At 59.9% G+C, this 13528-nt stretch carries 16 protein-coding genes and 1 other RNA gene; 11 read left to right on the forward strand and 6 right to left on the reverse strand.

Annotated features, from left to right (window positions below; all coding sequences use genetic code 11):
- Positions 1-208 precede the first annotated feature (208 nt).
- From rho to ACYP2Q_RS10125, 5 genes are all read left to right on the forward strand, one after another.
- Positions 209-1468, forward strand: coding sequence for a transcription termination factor Rho (gene rho / locus ACYP2Q_RS10105; protein WP_003206716.1), 1260 nt, complete (start codon positions 209-211; stop codon positions 1466-1468).
- A 139-nt stretch (positions 1469-1607) separates the two neighbouring features.
- A complete protein-coding gene (gene ubiD / locus ACYP2Q_RS10110; protein ID WP_459730325.1) occupies positions 1608-3074 on the forward strand; it encodes a 4-hydroxy-3-polyprenylbenzoate decarboxylase in 1467 nt (488 codons plus the stop codon).
- Positions 3074-4042 carry a CDP-6-deoxy-delta-3,4-glucoseen reductase gene (locus ACYP2Q_RS10115; protein ID WP_459730326.1) on the forward strand — a complete coding sequence of 323 codons (969 nt, stop codon included), beginning with the start codon at positions 3074-3076 and terminating at the stop codon, positions 4040-4042. Before ubiD ends, ACYP2Q_RS10115 begins: the two co-directional genes overlap by 1 nt.
- Positions 4043-4354: 312 nt before the next feature.
- Complete coding sequence (locus ACYP2Q_RS10120; RefSeq protein ID WP_459730327.1) at positions 4355-5032, forward strand: gamma-glutamylcyclotransferase; 678 nt, start codon at positions 4355-4357, stop codon at positions 5030-5032.
- Between the two features lie 170 nt (positions 5033-5202).
- Positions 5203-5817 carry an energy transducer TonB gene (locus ACYP2Q_RS10125; RefSeq protein ID WP_459730328.1) on the forward strand — a complete coding sequence of 205 codons (615 nt, stop codon included), beginning with the start codon at positions 5203-5205 and terminating at the stop codon, positions 5815-5817.
- A 61-nt stretch (positions 5818-5878) separates the two neighbouring features.
- Here ACYP2Q_RS10125 and ACYP2Q_RS10130 read toward each other — a convergent pair whose 3' ends face one another.
- Positions 5879-6856 (reverse strand): NADPH:quinone oxidoreductase family protein, encoded by a 978-nt coding sequence (locus tag ACYP2Q_RS10130; protein WP_459730329.1) that lies wholly within the window; start codon positions 6854-6856, stop codon positions 5879-5881.
- Between the two features lie 150 nt (positions 6857-7006).
- On the opposite strand from ACYP2Q_RS10130, the gene ACYP2Q_RS10135 reads away from it, so the two are divergent.
- Entirely contained in the window at positions 7007-7414 is a 408-nt protein-coding gene (locus ACYP2Q_RS10135) for a flagellar basal body-associated protein FliL (protein WP_046818724.1), read from the forward strand.
- Between the two features lie 70 nt (positions 7415-7484).
- On the opposite strand, the gene ACYP2Q_RS10140 is transcribed toward ACYP2Q_RS10135, so the two are convergent.
- Entirely contained in the window at positions 7485-7937 is a 453-nt protein-coding gene (locus tag ACYP2Q_RS10140) for an EVE domain-containing protein (protein ID WP_459730330.1), read from the reverse strand.
- 196 nt (positions 7938-8133) lie between these two features.
- Between ACYP2Q_RS10140 and ACYP2Q_RS10145 the strand changes: the two genes are divergently transcribed.
- Positions 8134-8289, forward strand: a complete 156-nt coding sequence (locus tag ACYP2Q_RS10145) for a hypothetical protein (RefSeq protein WP_459730331.1) — start codon at positions 8134-8136, stop codon at positions 8287-8289.
- Between the two features lie 35 nt (positions 8290-8324).
- On the opposite strand, the gene ACYP2Q_RS10150 is transcribed toward ACYP2Q_RS10145, so the two are convergent.
- The 4 genes from ACYP2Q_RS10150 to ACYP2Q_RS10165 all read right to left on the reverse strand — a co-directional run bounded on the left by ACYP2Q_RS10150 (position 8325) and on the right by ACYP2Q_RS10165 (position 9749).
- A complete protein-coding gene (locus ACYP2Q_RS10150; protein WP_459730332.1) occupies positions 8325-8930 on the reverse strand; it encodes a 5-formyltetrahydrofolate cyclo-ligase in 606 nt (201 codons plus the stop codon).
- An 86-nt stretch (positions 8931-9016) separates the two neighbouring features.
- Positions 9017-9195: non-coding RNA, 6S RNA (gene ssrS / locus ACYP2Q_RS10155), on the reverse strand.
- 30 nt (positions 9196-9225) lie between these two features.
- Entirely contained in the window at positions 9226-9543 is a 318-nt protein-coding gene (locus tag ACYP2Q_RS10160; protein WP_008055229.1) for a cell division protein ZapA, read from the reverse strand.
- Complete coding sequence (locus ACYP2Q_RS10165) at positions 9540-9749, reverse strand: TIGR02449 family protein (protein ID WP_007982902.1); 210 nt, start codon at positions 9747-9749, stop codon at positions 9540-9542. Before ACYP2Q_RS10165 ends, ACYP2Q_RS10160 begins: the two co-directional genes overlap by 4 nt.
- A gap of 196 nt (positions 9750-9945) precedes the next feature.
- Here ACYP2Q_RS10165 and ACYP2Q_RS10170 point away from each other — a divergent pair, with 196 nt between their 5' ends.
- From ACYP2Q_RS10170 to ACYP2Q_RS10185, 4 genes are read left to right on the forward strand one after another with little or no spacing between them, the layout of a single operon-like run.
- Complete coding sequence (locus ACYP2Q_RS10170; RefSeq protein ID WP_459730333.1) at positions 9946-10503, forward strand: YecA/YgfB family protein; 558 nt, start codon at positions 9946-9948, stop codon at positions 10501-10503.
- A gap of 28 nt (positions 10504-10531) precedes the next feature.
- A complete protein-coding gene (gene pepP, locus ACYP2Q_RS10175) occupies positions 10532-11866 on the forward strand; it encodes a Xaa-Pro aminopeptidase (RefSeq protein WP_459730334.1) in 1335 nt (444 codons plus the stop codon).
- Positions 11863-13050, forward strand: coding sequence for a 2-octaprenyl-6-methoxyphenyl hydroxylase (gene ubiH, locus ACYP2Q_RS10180; RefSeq protein WP_459730335.1), 1188 nt, complete (start codon positions 11863-11865; stop codon positions 13048-13050). The genes pepP and ubiH overlap by 4 nt, the downstream gene beginning before the upstream one ends.
- The gene (locus ACYP2Q_RS10185; protein WP_459730336.1) at positions 13043-13528 is read left to right on the forward strand and encodes a DUF4442 domain-containing protein; all 486 of its coding nucleotides are present in this window, start codon (positions 13043-13045) and stop codon (positions 13526-13528) included. Before ubiH ends, ACYP2Q_RS10185 begins: the two co-directional genes overlap by 8 nt.

Below are 13528 nucleotides of genomic sequence, written 5' to 3' on the forward strand. Positions count from 1 at the left end.
GGGGCTTTTTTCGTTGTGCAGGGCTAGACGCTCCGAAACTCAGGTGTTACATTCGGCCCCGCGCTGGTTTCTCCAGTGCCCCCTGCTAGCCGTCGCCGACGCTCTCCTTTTCGAATAAGTACGCGATCCTGTCGCCTTCTCCGCGGCGCGGCCTCATTAAGCCAAAAGCTTAATTTCCCCCCTCCATAAATGATTACGTCATTCCTATATGAATCTGACTGAACTCAAGCAAAAGCCGATTACCGAACTGCTCGAATTGGCCGAACAGATGGGCATAGAAAATATGGCCCGTTCGCGCAAGCAGGACGTGATTTTCTCCCTGCTGAAAAAGCACGCGAAAAGCGGCGAGGAAATCTCCGGTGATGGCGTGCTGGAGATTCTCCAGGACGGCTTCGGCTTCCTCCGCTCTGCAGACGCCTCCTATCTCGCCGGCCCAGACGATATCTACGTCTCGCCGAGCCAGATCCGTCGCTTCAACTTGCGCACCGGTGACACCATCGTTGGCAAGATCCGCCCTCCGAAGGAAGGCGAGCGTTATTTCGCGCTGCTCAAGGTCGACACGATCAACTTCGACCGTCCGGAAAACGCGAAAAACAAGATTCTCTTCGAGAACCTGACCCCGCTGTTCCCGACCGTGCGCATGAAGATGGAAGCCGGTAACGGTTCCACCGAAGACTTGACCGGTCGAGTCATCGACCTGTGCGCCCCGATCGGTAAAGGCCAGCGCGGTCTGATCGTTGCACCGCCGAAAGCCGGTAAGACGATCATGCTGCAGAACATCGCCGCGAACATCGCCCGTAACAATCCTGAAGTTCATCTGATCGTGCTGCTGATCGACGAACGTCCGGAAGAAGTAACCGAAATGCAGCGCACCGTGCGCGGCGAAGTGGTTGCCTCGACGTTCGACGAGCCGCCAACCCGCCACGTGCAGGTTGCCGAAATGGTGATCGAGAAGGCCAAGCGCCTGGTCGAACACAAGAAGGACGTGGTGATCCTGCTCGACTCCATCACCCGTCTGGCCCGTGCCTACAACACCGTGATCCCGAGCTCTGGCAAGGTACTGACCGGTGGTGTCGATGCCCACGCCCTGGAGAAGCCGAAGCGTTTCTTCGGTGCTGCGCGGAACATCGAAGAAGGCGGCTCGCTGACCATCATCGCCACCGCGCTGGTTGAAACCGGCTCGAAGATGGACGAAGTGATCTACGAGGAATTCAAAGGCACCGGCAACATGGAGCTGCCTCTGGATCGTCGCATCGCTGAAAAGCGCGTGTTCCCGGCCATCAACATCAACCGTTCCGGTACTCGCCGCGAAGAGTTGCTGACTGCCGACGACGAGCTGCAGCGCATGTGGATCCTGCGCAAGCTGCTGCATCCGATGGATGAAGTCGCTGCCATCGAATTCCTGGTCGACAAGCTGAAAACGACCAAGACCAACGATGAGTTCTTCCTGTCGATGAAACGCAAGTAAGTCGAACGGGCCAAGAAGCCGGGGAAACCCGGCTTTTTGCTATCTGATTTTTGATGAACCGCCAGTTCGTGGTTCTGAATAGAGGGGTTCGGCGCTAAACTGCCACCCCCGAACGCCACGGCCAACACGAGGCTCACGCATGCAGTATCGCGACTTGCGCGACTTTATCAGCGGCCTGGAACAGCGCGGCGAACTCAAGCGCATCCAGGTTCCGGTGTCCCCAGTGCTCGAAATGACCGAGGTGTGCGATCGCACCTTGCGCGCCAAGGGCCCGGCCCTGCTCTTCGAAAAACCTACCGGTTTTGACATTCCCGTGCTCGGCAACCTGTTCGGTACCCCCGAGCGCGTAGCGTTGGGCATGGGCGCCGAAGCGGTCAGCGAGCTGCGGGAAATCGGCAAGTTGCTGGCGTTCCTCAAGGAGCCCGAGCCGCCGAAGGGGCTGAAAGACGCCTGGTCCAAGCTGCCGATCTTCCGCAAGATCATCTCGATGGCGCCCAAGGTCGTCAAAGACGCGATTTGCCAGGAAGTGGTCATCGAAGGCGACGATGTCGACCTGTCGAGCTTGCCGGTGCAGACCTGCTGGCCGGGCGATGTCGCCCCGCTGATCACCTGGGGCCTGACGGTCACCAAGGGTCCGAACAAGGACCGGCAGAACCTAGGCATCTACCGTCAGCAAGTGATTGGCCGCAACAAGGTCATCATGCGTTGGCTGAGCCACCGTGGCGGCGCGCTGGATTACCGTGAATGGTGCGAAAAACACCCTGGCCAGCCGTTCCCGGTGGCCGTGGCGCTGGGTGCTGACCCGGCGACCATCCTCGGCGCCGTGACCCCGGTGCCTGACAGCCTTTCCGAATACGCCTTTGCCGGCCTGCTGCGCGGCAACCGGACCGAACTGGTCAAGTGCCGCGGCAACGACCTGCAAGTGCCGGCCACCGCCGAGATCATCCTCGAAGGCGTGATTCATCCGGGCGAGATGGCCGATGAAGGGCCGTACGGCGACCACACCGGTTACTACAACGAAGTCGACAGTTTCCCGGTGTTCACCGTCGAGCGCATGACCCACCGGATCAAGCCGATCTACCACAGCACCTACACTGGCCGTCCACCGGATGAGCCGGCAATCCTGGGTGTGGCGCTGAACGAAGTGTTCGTGCCGATCCTGCAGAAGCAGTTCCCGGAGATCACCGATTTCTACCTGCCGCCCGAAGGCTGTTCGTACCGCATGGCCGTCGTGACCATGAAGAAGTCGTACCCGGGGCATGCCAAGCGGGTAATGCTCGGTGTCTGGTCGTTTTTGCGACAGTTCATGTACACCAAGTTCGTTATCGTCACCGACGACGATATCAACGCACGCGACTGGAACGACGTGATCTGGGCCATCACCACGCGCATGGACCCCAAGCGCGACACGGTGATGATCGAGAACACACCGATCGACTACCTGGATTTCGCCTCGCCGGTTTCCGGCCTGGGTTCGAAGATGGGGCTCGATGCCACGCATAAATGGCCGGGTGAAACCACGCGCGAGTGGGGCCGTGTAATCGTCAAGGACGACGCTGTGACCCAGCGGATCGATGCCATCTGGAATCAGTTAGGAATAGATTGATGCGTGTAACCTTGCAGCCCTCCGGCGCAGTACTGGATATCTTGCCCGGCGAGCGGATTCTCGATGGCGCACGCCGTCTGGGCTATGAATGCCCGCAAAGCTGTCGCAACGGTAACTGCCATGTGTGCGCCGCGTTATTGGTGGAAGGAAGCGTCGAGCAGGCTGGTCTCGTGCGAGACCATGGCGAGTTCTACACTTGCATAGCAGAGCCGCTGGAAGACTGCATCGTGCTGTGGGATGGCGTGCTCGCGCTGGGAGAATTGCCGGTGCGCAGTCTGTCGTGTCAGGTCACCAGTTGCACCGAGGTCGGGGGCGATACCTGGCGGGTGCGGCTGCGGGCTCCTGCTGGCAAGCCGCCGCGTTATCACGCGGGCCAGTACTTGATGATCCATCGCGACAACGGCGAGAAATCCTCCTTCTCCCTGGCCTCGGCGCCCTCCGGCGGGCGAGACCTGGAAATCCACGTGCTGGCGCGCGAAGCCAGTGCGCTCAACCTGATCGAACAACTGCAACGCAACACGATGGTGCGTATCGACATGCCGTTCGGTGATGCGCACCTGGCCGAGTTGCCGGACGGTCCGTTGGTGCTGATCGCCGCCGGTACGGGCATGGGCCAGGTCCATGGCCTGATCGAACATTGCCGTTCCCAAGGTTTCAAGCACCCGGTGCATCTGTATTGGGGCGTGCGTCGTCCTGAAGACTTTTATGAAATCGAACACTGGGATGAGTGGCTGAAACTGCCTAATCTGTTCCTGCATAAAGTCGTCAGCGACCAATGCGGCTGGCAGGGGCGCTGCGGCATGTTGCATGAAGCGGTCTGCGAAGACTTTCCCGATCTCAAGGCCCTGCATGTCTATGCCAGTGGCTCGCCAGCCATGGTCTACGGCACCTTGGACGCGCTGGTCGAGGCAGGAATGGACGCCCACCAGATGCGCGCCGACGTGTTCGCATACGCCCCTCGATCCTGATTCTGTTCCACCACACTGTAGGAGCGAGCTTGCTCGCGATGGTCGTTAACGATTACGCGGGTAGTCAGGATGCCCGCGGCGCTCTTGAGTCCATCGCGAGCAAGCTCGCTCCTACAGGTTATAACCCCATATATAGCTTATCGGTATTTATAAAATCACATAAATGCCGGTAGGTTATATTGTGTTCAGGTAATTAATTAACAACCGTGCCATGGCACTTGAATTGCTTTGAAAAACATATGTGCCTTATTGTTACAGCGGTGCGTTCTATTAAGTAACTCTTTACTCGCGGGGAGCTGAACGCTATTCGCCATGAGCGCCATTGAATCTTCGATCTTGAACCTGGCTTACCCACCGCAGCTCGATCTGGGGCCGCAGCTCACGCACGAACAATTGCTCAGCTCGATGCAATCGACCATGGCGCGCCACAAGGGCGGTCCGGTATGGCTGTTCGCCTACGGGTCGCTGATCTGGCGTCCGGAGTGCACGGCGGTCGAGCGGGTTCGTGGTCGCGTACATGGCTACCATCGCGGTTTGTACCTGTGGTCCCACGAACATCGCGGCACGCCGGAAATGCCCGGCCTGGTCTTTGGCCTGGATCGCGGCGGCTCCTGCAGCGGGTTCGCCTACCGCTTGCCGGAGGAGCAACTGGACGCTTCGCTGTATGCGCTGTGGAAAAGAGAAATGCCATTCCCGTCCTATCGCCCGCACTGGCTCAACTGCCGACTCGAAGACGGCAGCCAGGTTCAGGCATTGGGATTCGTTCTGGAGCGGCACCTGCCCAGCTATGCCGGCAACCTGCCGGATCACGTGCTGAGCCACGTGTTCGAAAACGCTTGCGGGCGTTACGGCACCACTCGCGACTATGTCGAACAGACCGCTCACGCCCTGCGTAGCCACGCCATGCCAGACCGGAATCTGGAGGCGCGGCTCAGGCGCTGTAAATCAAAGGATGATCAAGCGACTGCCATAAGCATCACCGGGCCGTAGGAATTGTTACCGCATTCCTATTTCAGCGGCGAGTCTGATGGGAGGAAGGCAGTACTTTGGGAAATGTCCTGCGCCTTTACCGGAAGCCGCGACCTTCAGCTTGAGGTCGTCGGTGTGTAGCCTTTTTGTTGCGGCCAGGACCTGGCATTTGCATCAAGAGGGAGGGGGGTATGCGGTGGTTTGCGTTGATGTTGATCCTACTGGTATCGGGCGAAATCCGGGCTGAAGAGTTTTTTGTGATACCGGAAAACAATCCCAAACCGATCTATCCGCTGGCACTGCAGAGGGCCGGGATCGTCGGTACTGTCCGGGTCGGTTTCACGGTCAAGGCAGATGGTTCAGTAAACAAGGTGAGGATTGTGCAAAGCGATCACCCGGATCTGGCCGAAGCAACGAGGGTTGCGATTGCACAGTGGCGGTTCAAGCCCTGGACCGTCGATGGCGGTATACCTGCCGAACAGGACATGATTGCGCCGATGGTGTTTGGATACGATTGGGAACTTTCGATCGATTCCAACAAGTGGCTCAACGAACTGCGATGTCGTGATCTCAATAACGCCCTTGTCGATACGCCAGAGCACAAGTGGACTGATGCCGCGGCGTTCTACTACACCCGCGCATATCTCACGAAAGCGTTTTCCAAAGCCATGTTGTCGAACGAACGGCGCCTTGAACTGATCGCCCAGATGAACCGCAAGGTGCCAATCATCGTCAGGCAGTGCCGCAGCAATCCTGTTTCCAGGTACGTGCGGTATTTGCCGCAGGGTATTCGAAAGTTGCTTTAGCAATTGAACTGGAAAAATACGGTCTGAACTACGTTTATCGAAGTCCAGACCGCTTGCAGGCTTAACGAACCTGCACCACCACCTTCCCAACCGCCTTGCGCTGGCCAAGATCATTGATGGCTTGGGCCGCATTGCTCAGCGGATACACCTGCGATACCAGCGGCTTCAACTTGCCTTCACTGTACCAACCGAACAACTGCTGGAAGTTAGCGGCGTTATCTTGCGGTTGACGTTGGGCGAACGATCCCCAGAACACGCCCAGCACTGCCGCGCCCTTGAGCAGCGCGAGGTTCACCGGCAGTTCGGGAATGCGTCCGCTGGCGAAACCGACCACCAGCAGGCGGCCGTTCCAGGCGATGGCGCGGATGGCCTGGTCGAACAGGTCGCCACCTACCGGGTCGTAGATCACGTCGGCACCCTGGCCATCGGTCAGGCGCTTGATTTCGTCCTTGAGGCTGGTTTCGCTGTAGTTGATCAGTTCATCGGCGCCCGCAGCCTTGGCCACGGCGAGTTTTTCTGCGCTGCTGGCCGCGGCGATCACCCGGGCGCCCATGGCCTTGCCGATTTCCACTGCCGCCAGGCCGACACCGCCGGAGGCGCCCAGTACCAGCAGGGTTTCGCCGGGTTGCAGGTTGCCGCGCTGCTTGAGGGCGTGCATCGAGGTGCCATAGGTCATGCTGAAGGCGGCGGCGGTGTTGAAGTCCATGGAGGGCGGGATCGGCAACACGTTGTAGCCCGGCACCGCGACCTGTTCGGCAAAACTGCCCCAGCCGGTCAGGGCCATGACCCGGTCGCCGACTTTCAGGTGGCTGACCTTTTCGCCCACTTCGCTGACGATGCCGGCGGCTTCACCGCCCGGGGAAAAAGGGAAGGGCGGCTTGAACTGGTACTTGCCCTCGATGATCAGCGTGTCGGGGAAGTTCACCCCGGCGGCGTGCACCTCCAGCAGGATTTCGTTCTTCTTCGCGACAGGACTGGCGACGTCTTCCAGCACCAGCGATTCGGCAGGACCGAAGGCTTTGCACAGCACGGCTTTCATCAGGGCTATTCCTTTTGGAGTGATGGCCGATAAGTGTAGGTGTGTGGGTCGACGGGTCAACGAGCATGCCCGGGCCTGATAGTCAGCCATAAGCTTGTGTTGGCGTGGCGGGTGGTTATGCTGGGCCGCAAACCGGATAAGGAGCGAATTGTGAAAGCGTGGATCATGTTGTTGCTGGCCCTGTCTCTGCCTGTGGCAGCAGTGGCCGAAGAAGCCAAGGAAGAGGTGGCGCCGAAGGTCAATTACGTCACCTTGAGCCCGCCGTTCGTGGGCAACTACGGGCTGGATGGCACGCCTAAGCTCAAGGTCTACAAGGCTGATGTGGCCTTGCGTGTGACCGGTGACGAGGCCGCAAAGGCGGTGAAGGCCAACGAACCGCTGATCCGCAATCAACTGGTGGCGTTGTTTGCCCAGCAGTCCACCGAGACGATGAACAATGTCGAGGCCAAGGAAAAGCTGCGCCAGGAAGCCTTGAAGCAAACCCAGCAGATCATGAATGATGAAACGGGCAAGCCGGTGGTTGAGGATCTGTTGTTCAACAACCTCATCATCCAATAAGTTTTGCAGCGCCTTTACGGGCCTCTTCGCTGGCTTGCCAGCGAAGACATTCGCAGAGTCGATGCAAATATTACGGCTTGAGTGCAATCACCGCCGCCCACTGCTCTGCCGTAACCGGCATCACCGACAGTCGCGAGCCCTTCTGCACCAGCGGCATTTCGGCCAACGCCGTCTGCTGCTTCAGGTAATCCAGTTTCAATACCCTGGAAAACGTCTCGACATGCGCGACATCAATCGCGCTCCAGGCGTTTTTATCCGCCGTGGCCTTTGGGTCGTAGTAGTGGCTTTCAGGTTCCAGCGCCGTTGGGTCCGGATACGCGGCTTCGACAATCTTGCCGATCCCGGCTATCCCCGGCTCCGGGCAGCTTGAATGATAGAAAAAGAATTCGTCCCCCACCGCCATGGCCCGCAAAAAATTACGCGCCTGATAGTTGCGAACCCCGTCCCAGCGCGCTTTGCCAAGCTTCTCCAAGTCTTTGATCGAGAGCTCGTCGGGCTCGGATTTCATCAGCCAATAGGCCATGGTTCTGGCTCCTTGCGAAGTGGGTGGAGAGGTTGTCGGGCAATTTTATGACAAACCGACAGTCGGTTGACGCCAGCATTTGCGTGGCGGTTCACGTTGTCGCAAAATGCCGGCCTTTCAAGCTTGACGCTGCTGCACGGCCTACAAACGGAAACCGCTGCTGTCATCGTGTTGATATGCCTTTGGGGGGCAATCGATGAAACGCAAACCGGATTTACTATGGATTTTGGTTATTTTGTTCGGCCTCGGCGTCGTGACCACTGGCTATGCCCAAAGCTTGTGGGTCAACAAGAACGATGCACCAGTCGAAATCTCGCCATTGCAGCAACAGTCGACAGCCTTCAAACGCTGATCCGCGCTTTTCGACGCCGCTGAACCCGGTGGCGTCTAGCCTGCGTAATACCAGGCCTTGTCCGTCACCGTTCCCTGTAACGGCACATCCCAGCTCGCTTGAGCCAGTCGTTCGACCTTCTGACATTCATGGGCCAGCCCCAGCAACGTCGGCTTGCGCCAGTTTTTGCGGCGCGCAAGGTAAGCCAGGCTTCGATCATAGAAGCCGCCGCCCATGCCCAGGCGTCCGCCGACATCGTCGAACCCCACCAATGGCAGCAGCACCAGATCCAGCGCCCAGACTTTACGTTGCCGGGTGAGGTTGTGCCTGGGTTCGAGAATACGGAATCGATTGAGCCTGAGTTTTTCGCCGGGGCGAATACGCTGGAACACCATCTTGGTTCGCGGCCAGGCGCTGAGCACCGGTAGATAGGTGGCCTTGCCCCGACGTTGAGCCGCACGCAACAACAGGCGCGGATCGATTTCACCGTCGGTGGGCAGATAAAGAGAAATGTGTCTGGCGCGGCGGAACAGCGGTTGCTGGGCCAATTGCTTGTACAGCCCGCGAGCCGCCAGGCGTTGCTGACTGGGTGTCAGTGCGCGGCGGGCCTTGCGCAGCATGCGTCGAAGTTGCGGGCGAGGGAGCAGCGCAGGTTCGGTCATGAATTCGGGCTTCGGCAATACGGTTACGGAACACGTACCCGTAAAAACGCCGATGCCGGTATTTAAACCGGCATCGAACTGGAATCAGGCTCCCCGGATGTACCGCTGTCGACTTAGCCCTTGAACCCGAAAGTTCAAGGTGGAAGATGCAGTAGGCTTTCAGGCTTTCCGTCTAGCGGACATGCACACCAGCCCAACGTGCAACCTCCAGGGTATAGCAAATCGGCTCAGGGACATCGCCAACTGGCAAGCACCCCAGGGAGTGATCAGAGTATACCGCAAGCGGTGACACGAATCAGCCTTTGGTGACATCCGGATCAGTGGCGAGCACCAGATCGACACGGTCGAGCAGGTCGCGCACCTGTTCGCGGGTCGAACCGCTGGCCTGGATGTCCGGTCGCTCTTCCTTGTGCAGCAGGTCGTGCGTGATGTTCAGCGCGGCCATCACGGCGATGCGATCGGCGCCGATGACTTTGCCGCTGCTGCGGATTTCGCGCATCTTGCCGTCCAGGTAGCGGGCGGCGCTCACCAGGTTGCTGCGTTCTTCCTGGGGGCAGATGATCGAATATTCTTTGTCGAGGATCTGCACAGTGACGCTATTGCTTGAACTCATGAGTCTTGCTCCAGGGCCTTGAGGCGCGAAATCATCGATTCGACCTTACGCCGGGCGATTTCGTTTTTTTCAATGAGGTGCGCGCGTTCCTCGCGCCAGGTCTTTTCCTGAGCTAGTAAGAGTCCATTTTGGCTCTTTAGTTGCTCGACTCGGGTAATCAGCAGTTCGAGTCTGGCCATCAGCGCTTGCAGGTCGGTGTCTTCCATTGTCTTCACTGTCTGATGGGTGATGGACCTGTAGGAGCGAGCTTGCTCGCGAAGAACCAGAGATCGCTACGTGGGGTGTCAGGTACTCAACGTTATCGTTGACGACCATCGCGAGCAAGCTCGCTCCTACAGAGGAGTCGATGTAGGATACAAGGCCTTCATTCTAGACATAGCGCCGTCTGGCGCCTAGCTGCCCATGACCATTCAGAATTCCCCGTACCAAGCCTTCGCCACTCTGCTGACTTCCAGCGGTCATAACGTCTCGCCTGCCGAACTGCACGGCCTGTTGCTCGGCCGCAGCTGCGCCGGCGCCGGCTTCGAGGCCGAAGGCTGGCTGATCGACGCCGCCGAACTGCTCGAAATCGAGCCTCAGGACAACGTTCGCAGCGCCTTGCTCGGCCTGCAGGAAATGGTCAAGGGCGAGCTCACCGGCGACGACGTGACCGTGGTCCTGTTGCTGCCGACCGACGATGCCCCGCTCGCTGAGCGTGCTGCGGCTCTGGGCCAGTGGTGCCAGGGCTTCCTCAGTGGTTTCGGCCTGAACTGCCGCGACAGCAGCATGCTGAGCACAGAGGCCACCGAAGTGTTGCAGGACCTGGCCGCCATTTCCCAGGTGCAAGAAGCACTGGAAGAGTCCGACGACGGCGAAAGCGACTATATGGAAGTCATGGAGTACGTGCGCATTGCGCCGTTGCTGCTGTTCTCCGAAACCAAGAAAGACGTGGCGACTGCCGCCAAGCCGTCGCTGCACTGATCAAAAAGCCAGGGAACGCCATCTGCCCATGATTCATATCCCTAAATCGGAATACAGCCGTCGCCGCAAGGCCCTGATGGCGCAGATGGAACCCAACAGCATCGCCATCCTGCCCGCCGCCGCGGTGGCCATCCGCAACCGCGATGTCGAGCACGTCTACCGTCAGGACAGCGACTTCCAGTACCTCAGCGGTTTTCCCGAGCCCCAGGCCGTACTGGTCCTGATGCCGGGCCGTGTGCACGGCGAATACATCCTGTTCTGCCGTGAGCGCAATGCCGAGCGCGAGTTGTGGGACGGCCTGCGCGCCGGGCAAGAGGGTGCGATTCGCGACTTCGGTGCCGACGACGCCTTCCCGATCACCGATATCGACGACATCCTGCCCGGCCTGATCGAAGGCCGTGACCGGGTGTATTCGGCCATGGGCAGCAACCCTGAGTTCGACCGGCACCTGATGGACTGGATCAACGTGATCCGCTCCAAGGCCCACCTCGGCGCCCAGCCGCCGAACGAATACGTAGCCCTGGATCATCTGCTGCACGACATGCGCCTGTATAAATCGGCGGCAGAAGTGAAAGTGATGCGCGAAGCCGCGCGGATTTCCGCCCAGGCGCACGTGCGCGCGATGCAGGCCAGCCGCGTCGGGTTGCATGAATTCAGCCTGGAGGCCGAGCTCGATTACGAGTTCCGCAAGGGCGGGGCGAAGATGCCGGCCTACGGCTCGATCGTCGCGGCAGGGCGCAACAGCTGCATCCTGCACTACCAGCAGAATGACGCGCTGCTCAAGGATGGTGATCTGGTGTTGATCGACGCCGGGTGCGAAATCGACTGCTACGCCAGCGACATCACCCGTACCTGGCCGGTCAACGGCAAGTATTCGGTGGAACAGAAAGCGATCTACGAGTTGGTGCTGGCGGCCCAGGAAGCGGCGTTTGCCGAAATCGCCCCGAACAAGCACTGGAATCAGGCGCACGAAGCCACGGTCCGAGTCATCACTGCGGGTCTGGTCGAGTTGGGCTTGCTGCAAGGCAACGTCGACGAACTGATCGCCAGCGAAGCCCACAAGGCGTTTTACATGCACCGTGCCGGCCATTGGCTGGGCATGGATGTGCATGACGTCGGCGAGTACAAGGTCGGCGGCGAATGGCGCGTGCTGGAAGTCGGCATGGCGCTGACCGTGGAACCGGGGATCTATATCGCTCCAGACAACCAGAGCGTGGCGAAGAAATGGCGCGGCATTGGCGTGCGCATCGAGGACGACGTCGTGGTCACCAAAGCCGGCTGTGAAATCCTGACCAAAGGCGTGCCAAAAACGGTCGCCGAAATCGAGGCCCTGATGGCGCAAGCACGGACACAAGCGGCATGAGTCGATTCAACCTGGCGATTATCGGTGGCGGCCTGGTCGGCGCCAGTCTGGCGTTGGCCTTGCAGGCCGGTGCCAAAGCCCGTGGCTGGAAGATCGTGCTGATCGAACCGTTTGCCCCCGGTGACGCCTATCAACCCAGTTACGACGCGCGTTCCACGGCGTTGTCCTTCGGTGCGCGACAGATTTACCAGCGCTTGGGCGCCTGGCAGGAAATCTCCCGCCGCGCCGAGCCGATCAAGCAGATCCACGTGTCTGACCGAGGGCGTTTTTCCACGGCGCGACTGTCGGCGATGGAGGAGGGCGTTCCGGCGCTGGGTTATGTGGTGGAAAACGCCTGGCTCGGCCATTGCCTGTGGCAGGGCCTGGACAAGGACGTGATCAGCTGGCGTTGCCCGGCGGAAGTCACGCGCATGGAGCCGCTCACCGACGGCTACCGCCTGACCCTGAATGACGAAACCATGCTCGATTGCGATCTGGCAGTGCTCGCCGATGGCGGCCGTTCCGGCCTGCGCGAGCAACTGGGCATCGGCATCAGAAAGCGCCCGTACAACCAGAGTGCGCTTATCGCCAACATTACCCCGAGCGAAACCCATGACGGCATGGCGTTCGAACGCTTTACCGACGACGGCCCGATGGCGTTGCTGCCGTTGCCGGACAACCGCTGCGCGCTGGTCTGGACACGTCTGGGCATGGATGCGCAACGCCTGGCTGCCCTTGATGAGCGCAGCTTCCTGGGCGAACTGCAGGGGGTGTTCGGTTATCGCCTGGGCACGTTAAAGCAAGTCGGTGTGCGGCACTTGTATCCGCTGGCGCTGGTGGAGGCCGAAGAGCAGGTGCGCTCGCACCTGGTGGTGCTCGGCAATGCGGCCCACAGCCTGCACCCGATTGCCGGCCAGGGCTTCAACCTGTCCCTGCGCGATGCCCAGGCGCTGGCCGATGCGCTGCTCGCCAGCGAACAGCTGCCCGGGGACTTCGCCACCTTGCAGGACTACCGCGAGCGCCAGCGACTGGACCAGAACCTCACCGTGGGCTTCTCCGACCAGGTCACGCGCCTGTTCGGCAGCACTCAGCCCCTGGTGTCGCTGGGTCGCAACCTGGGCCTGCTCGGTCTTGACCTGCTGCCGCCGGCCAAGCGCTGGTTCGCCCGGCAAGCCATGGGCCTGGGTACCCGTCCTGATGTTTAAGTGGCTGACCCGCCGGTTTGGCAAGGCCCGCCTGATGTGCCGGTTCATGAACTTCTACCCGCCATACCTTGGCGCTGGGGTTCGGATACGGCACATCAGCGATGACTTTCGTGACGTCCAGGTGTCCATGGGCCTGGGCTGGTACAACCGCAATTACGTCGGCACGCAGTTCGGCGGCAGCCTGTATTCGATGGTCGATCCGTTCTTCATGCTGATGTTGATGGAAAACCTCGGTCGCGAGTACATCGTCTGGGACAAGGCCGCCGACATCGATTTCATCGCGCCGGGCAAAGGTCCGGTGTTCGCCCGTTTCAACATCGACGACACCTTGCTCGACGAGATCCGCCGGCAGACGGCGGATGGCAAAAAGTACCTGCCGCAATTGCAGGTCGATATTCATGACGGCGCCGGCAACCTGGTGGCGCGTGTCGGAAAAACCCTTTACGTGCGGCTCAAGCCGCAAGCGAGACAGGCTTAA

The organism is Pseudomonas sp. MHK4 (genome assembly GCF_054600775.1).

What these genes read in the sequence shown, in the direction of transcription:
- ACYP2Q_RS10115 (WP_459730326.1), top strand. Translation starts at nt 3,074, where the DNA reads ATGCGTGTAACCTTGCAGCCCTCCGGCGCAGTACTGGATATCTTGCCC.
- ACYP2Q_RS10120 (WP_459730327.1), top strand. Translation starts at nt 4,355, where the DNA reads ATGAGCGCCATTGAATCTTCGATCTTGAACCTGGCTTACCCACCGCAG.
- ubiH (WP_459730335.1), top strand. Translation starts at nt 11,863, where the DNA reads ATGAGTCGATTCAACCTGGCGATTATCGGTGGCGGCCTGGTCGGCGCC.
- ACYP2Q_RS10170 (WP_459730333.1), top strand. Translation starts at nt 9,946, where the DNA reads ATGACCATTCAGAATTCCCCGTACCAAGCCTTCGCCACTCTGCTGACT.
- ACYP2Q_RS10140 (WP_459730330.1), bottom strand. Translation starts at nt 7,937, where the DNA reads ATGGCCTATTGGCTGATGAAATCCGAGCCCGACGAGCTCTCGATCAAA.
- ACYP2Q_RS10125 (WP_459730328.1), top strand. Translation starts at nt 5,203, where the DNA reads ATGCGGTGGTTTGCGTTGATGTTGATCCTACTGGTATCGGGCGAAATC.
- ACYP2Q_RS10145 (WP_459730331.1), top strand. Translation starts at nt 8,134, where the DNA reads ATGAAACGCAAACCGGATTTACTATGGATTTTGGTTATTTTGTTCGGC.
- pepP (WP_459730334.1), top strand. Translation starts at nt 10,532, where the DNA reads ATGATTCATATCCCTAAATCGGAATACAGCCGTCGCCGCAAGGCCCTG.
- ACYP2Q_RS10130 (WP_459730329.1), bottom strand. Translation starts at nt 6,856, where the DNA reads ATGAAAGCCGTGCTGTGCAAAGCCTTCGGTCCTGCCGAATCGCTGGTG.
- ACYP2Q_RS10160 (WP_008055229.1), bottom strand. Translation starts at nt 9,543, where the DNA reads ATGAGTTCAAGCAATAGCGTCACTGTGCAGATCCTCGACAAAGAATAT.
- ubiD (WP_459730325.1), top strand. Translation starts at nt 1,608, where the DNA reads ATGCAGTATCGCGACTTGCGCGACTTTATCAGCGGCCTGGAACAGCGC.
- ACYP2Q_RS10150 (WP_459730332.1), bottom strand. Translation starts at nt 8,930, where the DNA reads ATGACCGAACCTGCGCTGCTCCCTCGCCCGCAACTTCGACGCATGCTG.
- rho (WP_003206716.1), top strand. Translation starts at nt 209, where the DNA reads ATGAATCTGACTGAACTCAAGCAAAAGCCGATTACCGAACTGCTCGAA.
- ACYP2Q_RS10165 (WP_007982902.1), bottom strand. Translation starts at nt 9,749, where the DNA reads ATGGAAGACACCGACCTGCAAGCGCTGATGGCCAGACTCGAACTGCTG.
- ACYP2Q_RS10185 (WP_459730336.1), top strand. Translation starts at nt 13,043, where the DNA reads ATGTTTAAGTGGCTGACCCGCCGGTTTGGCAAGGCCCGCCTGATGTGC.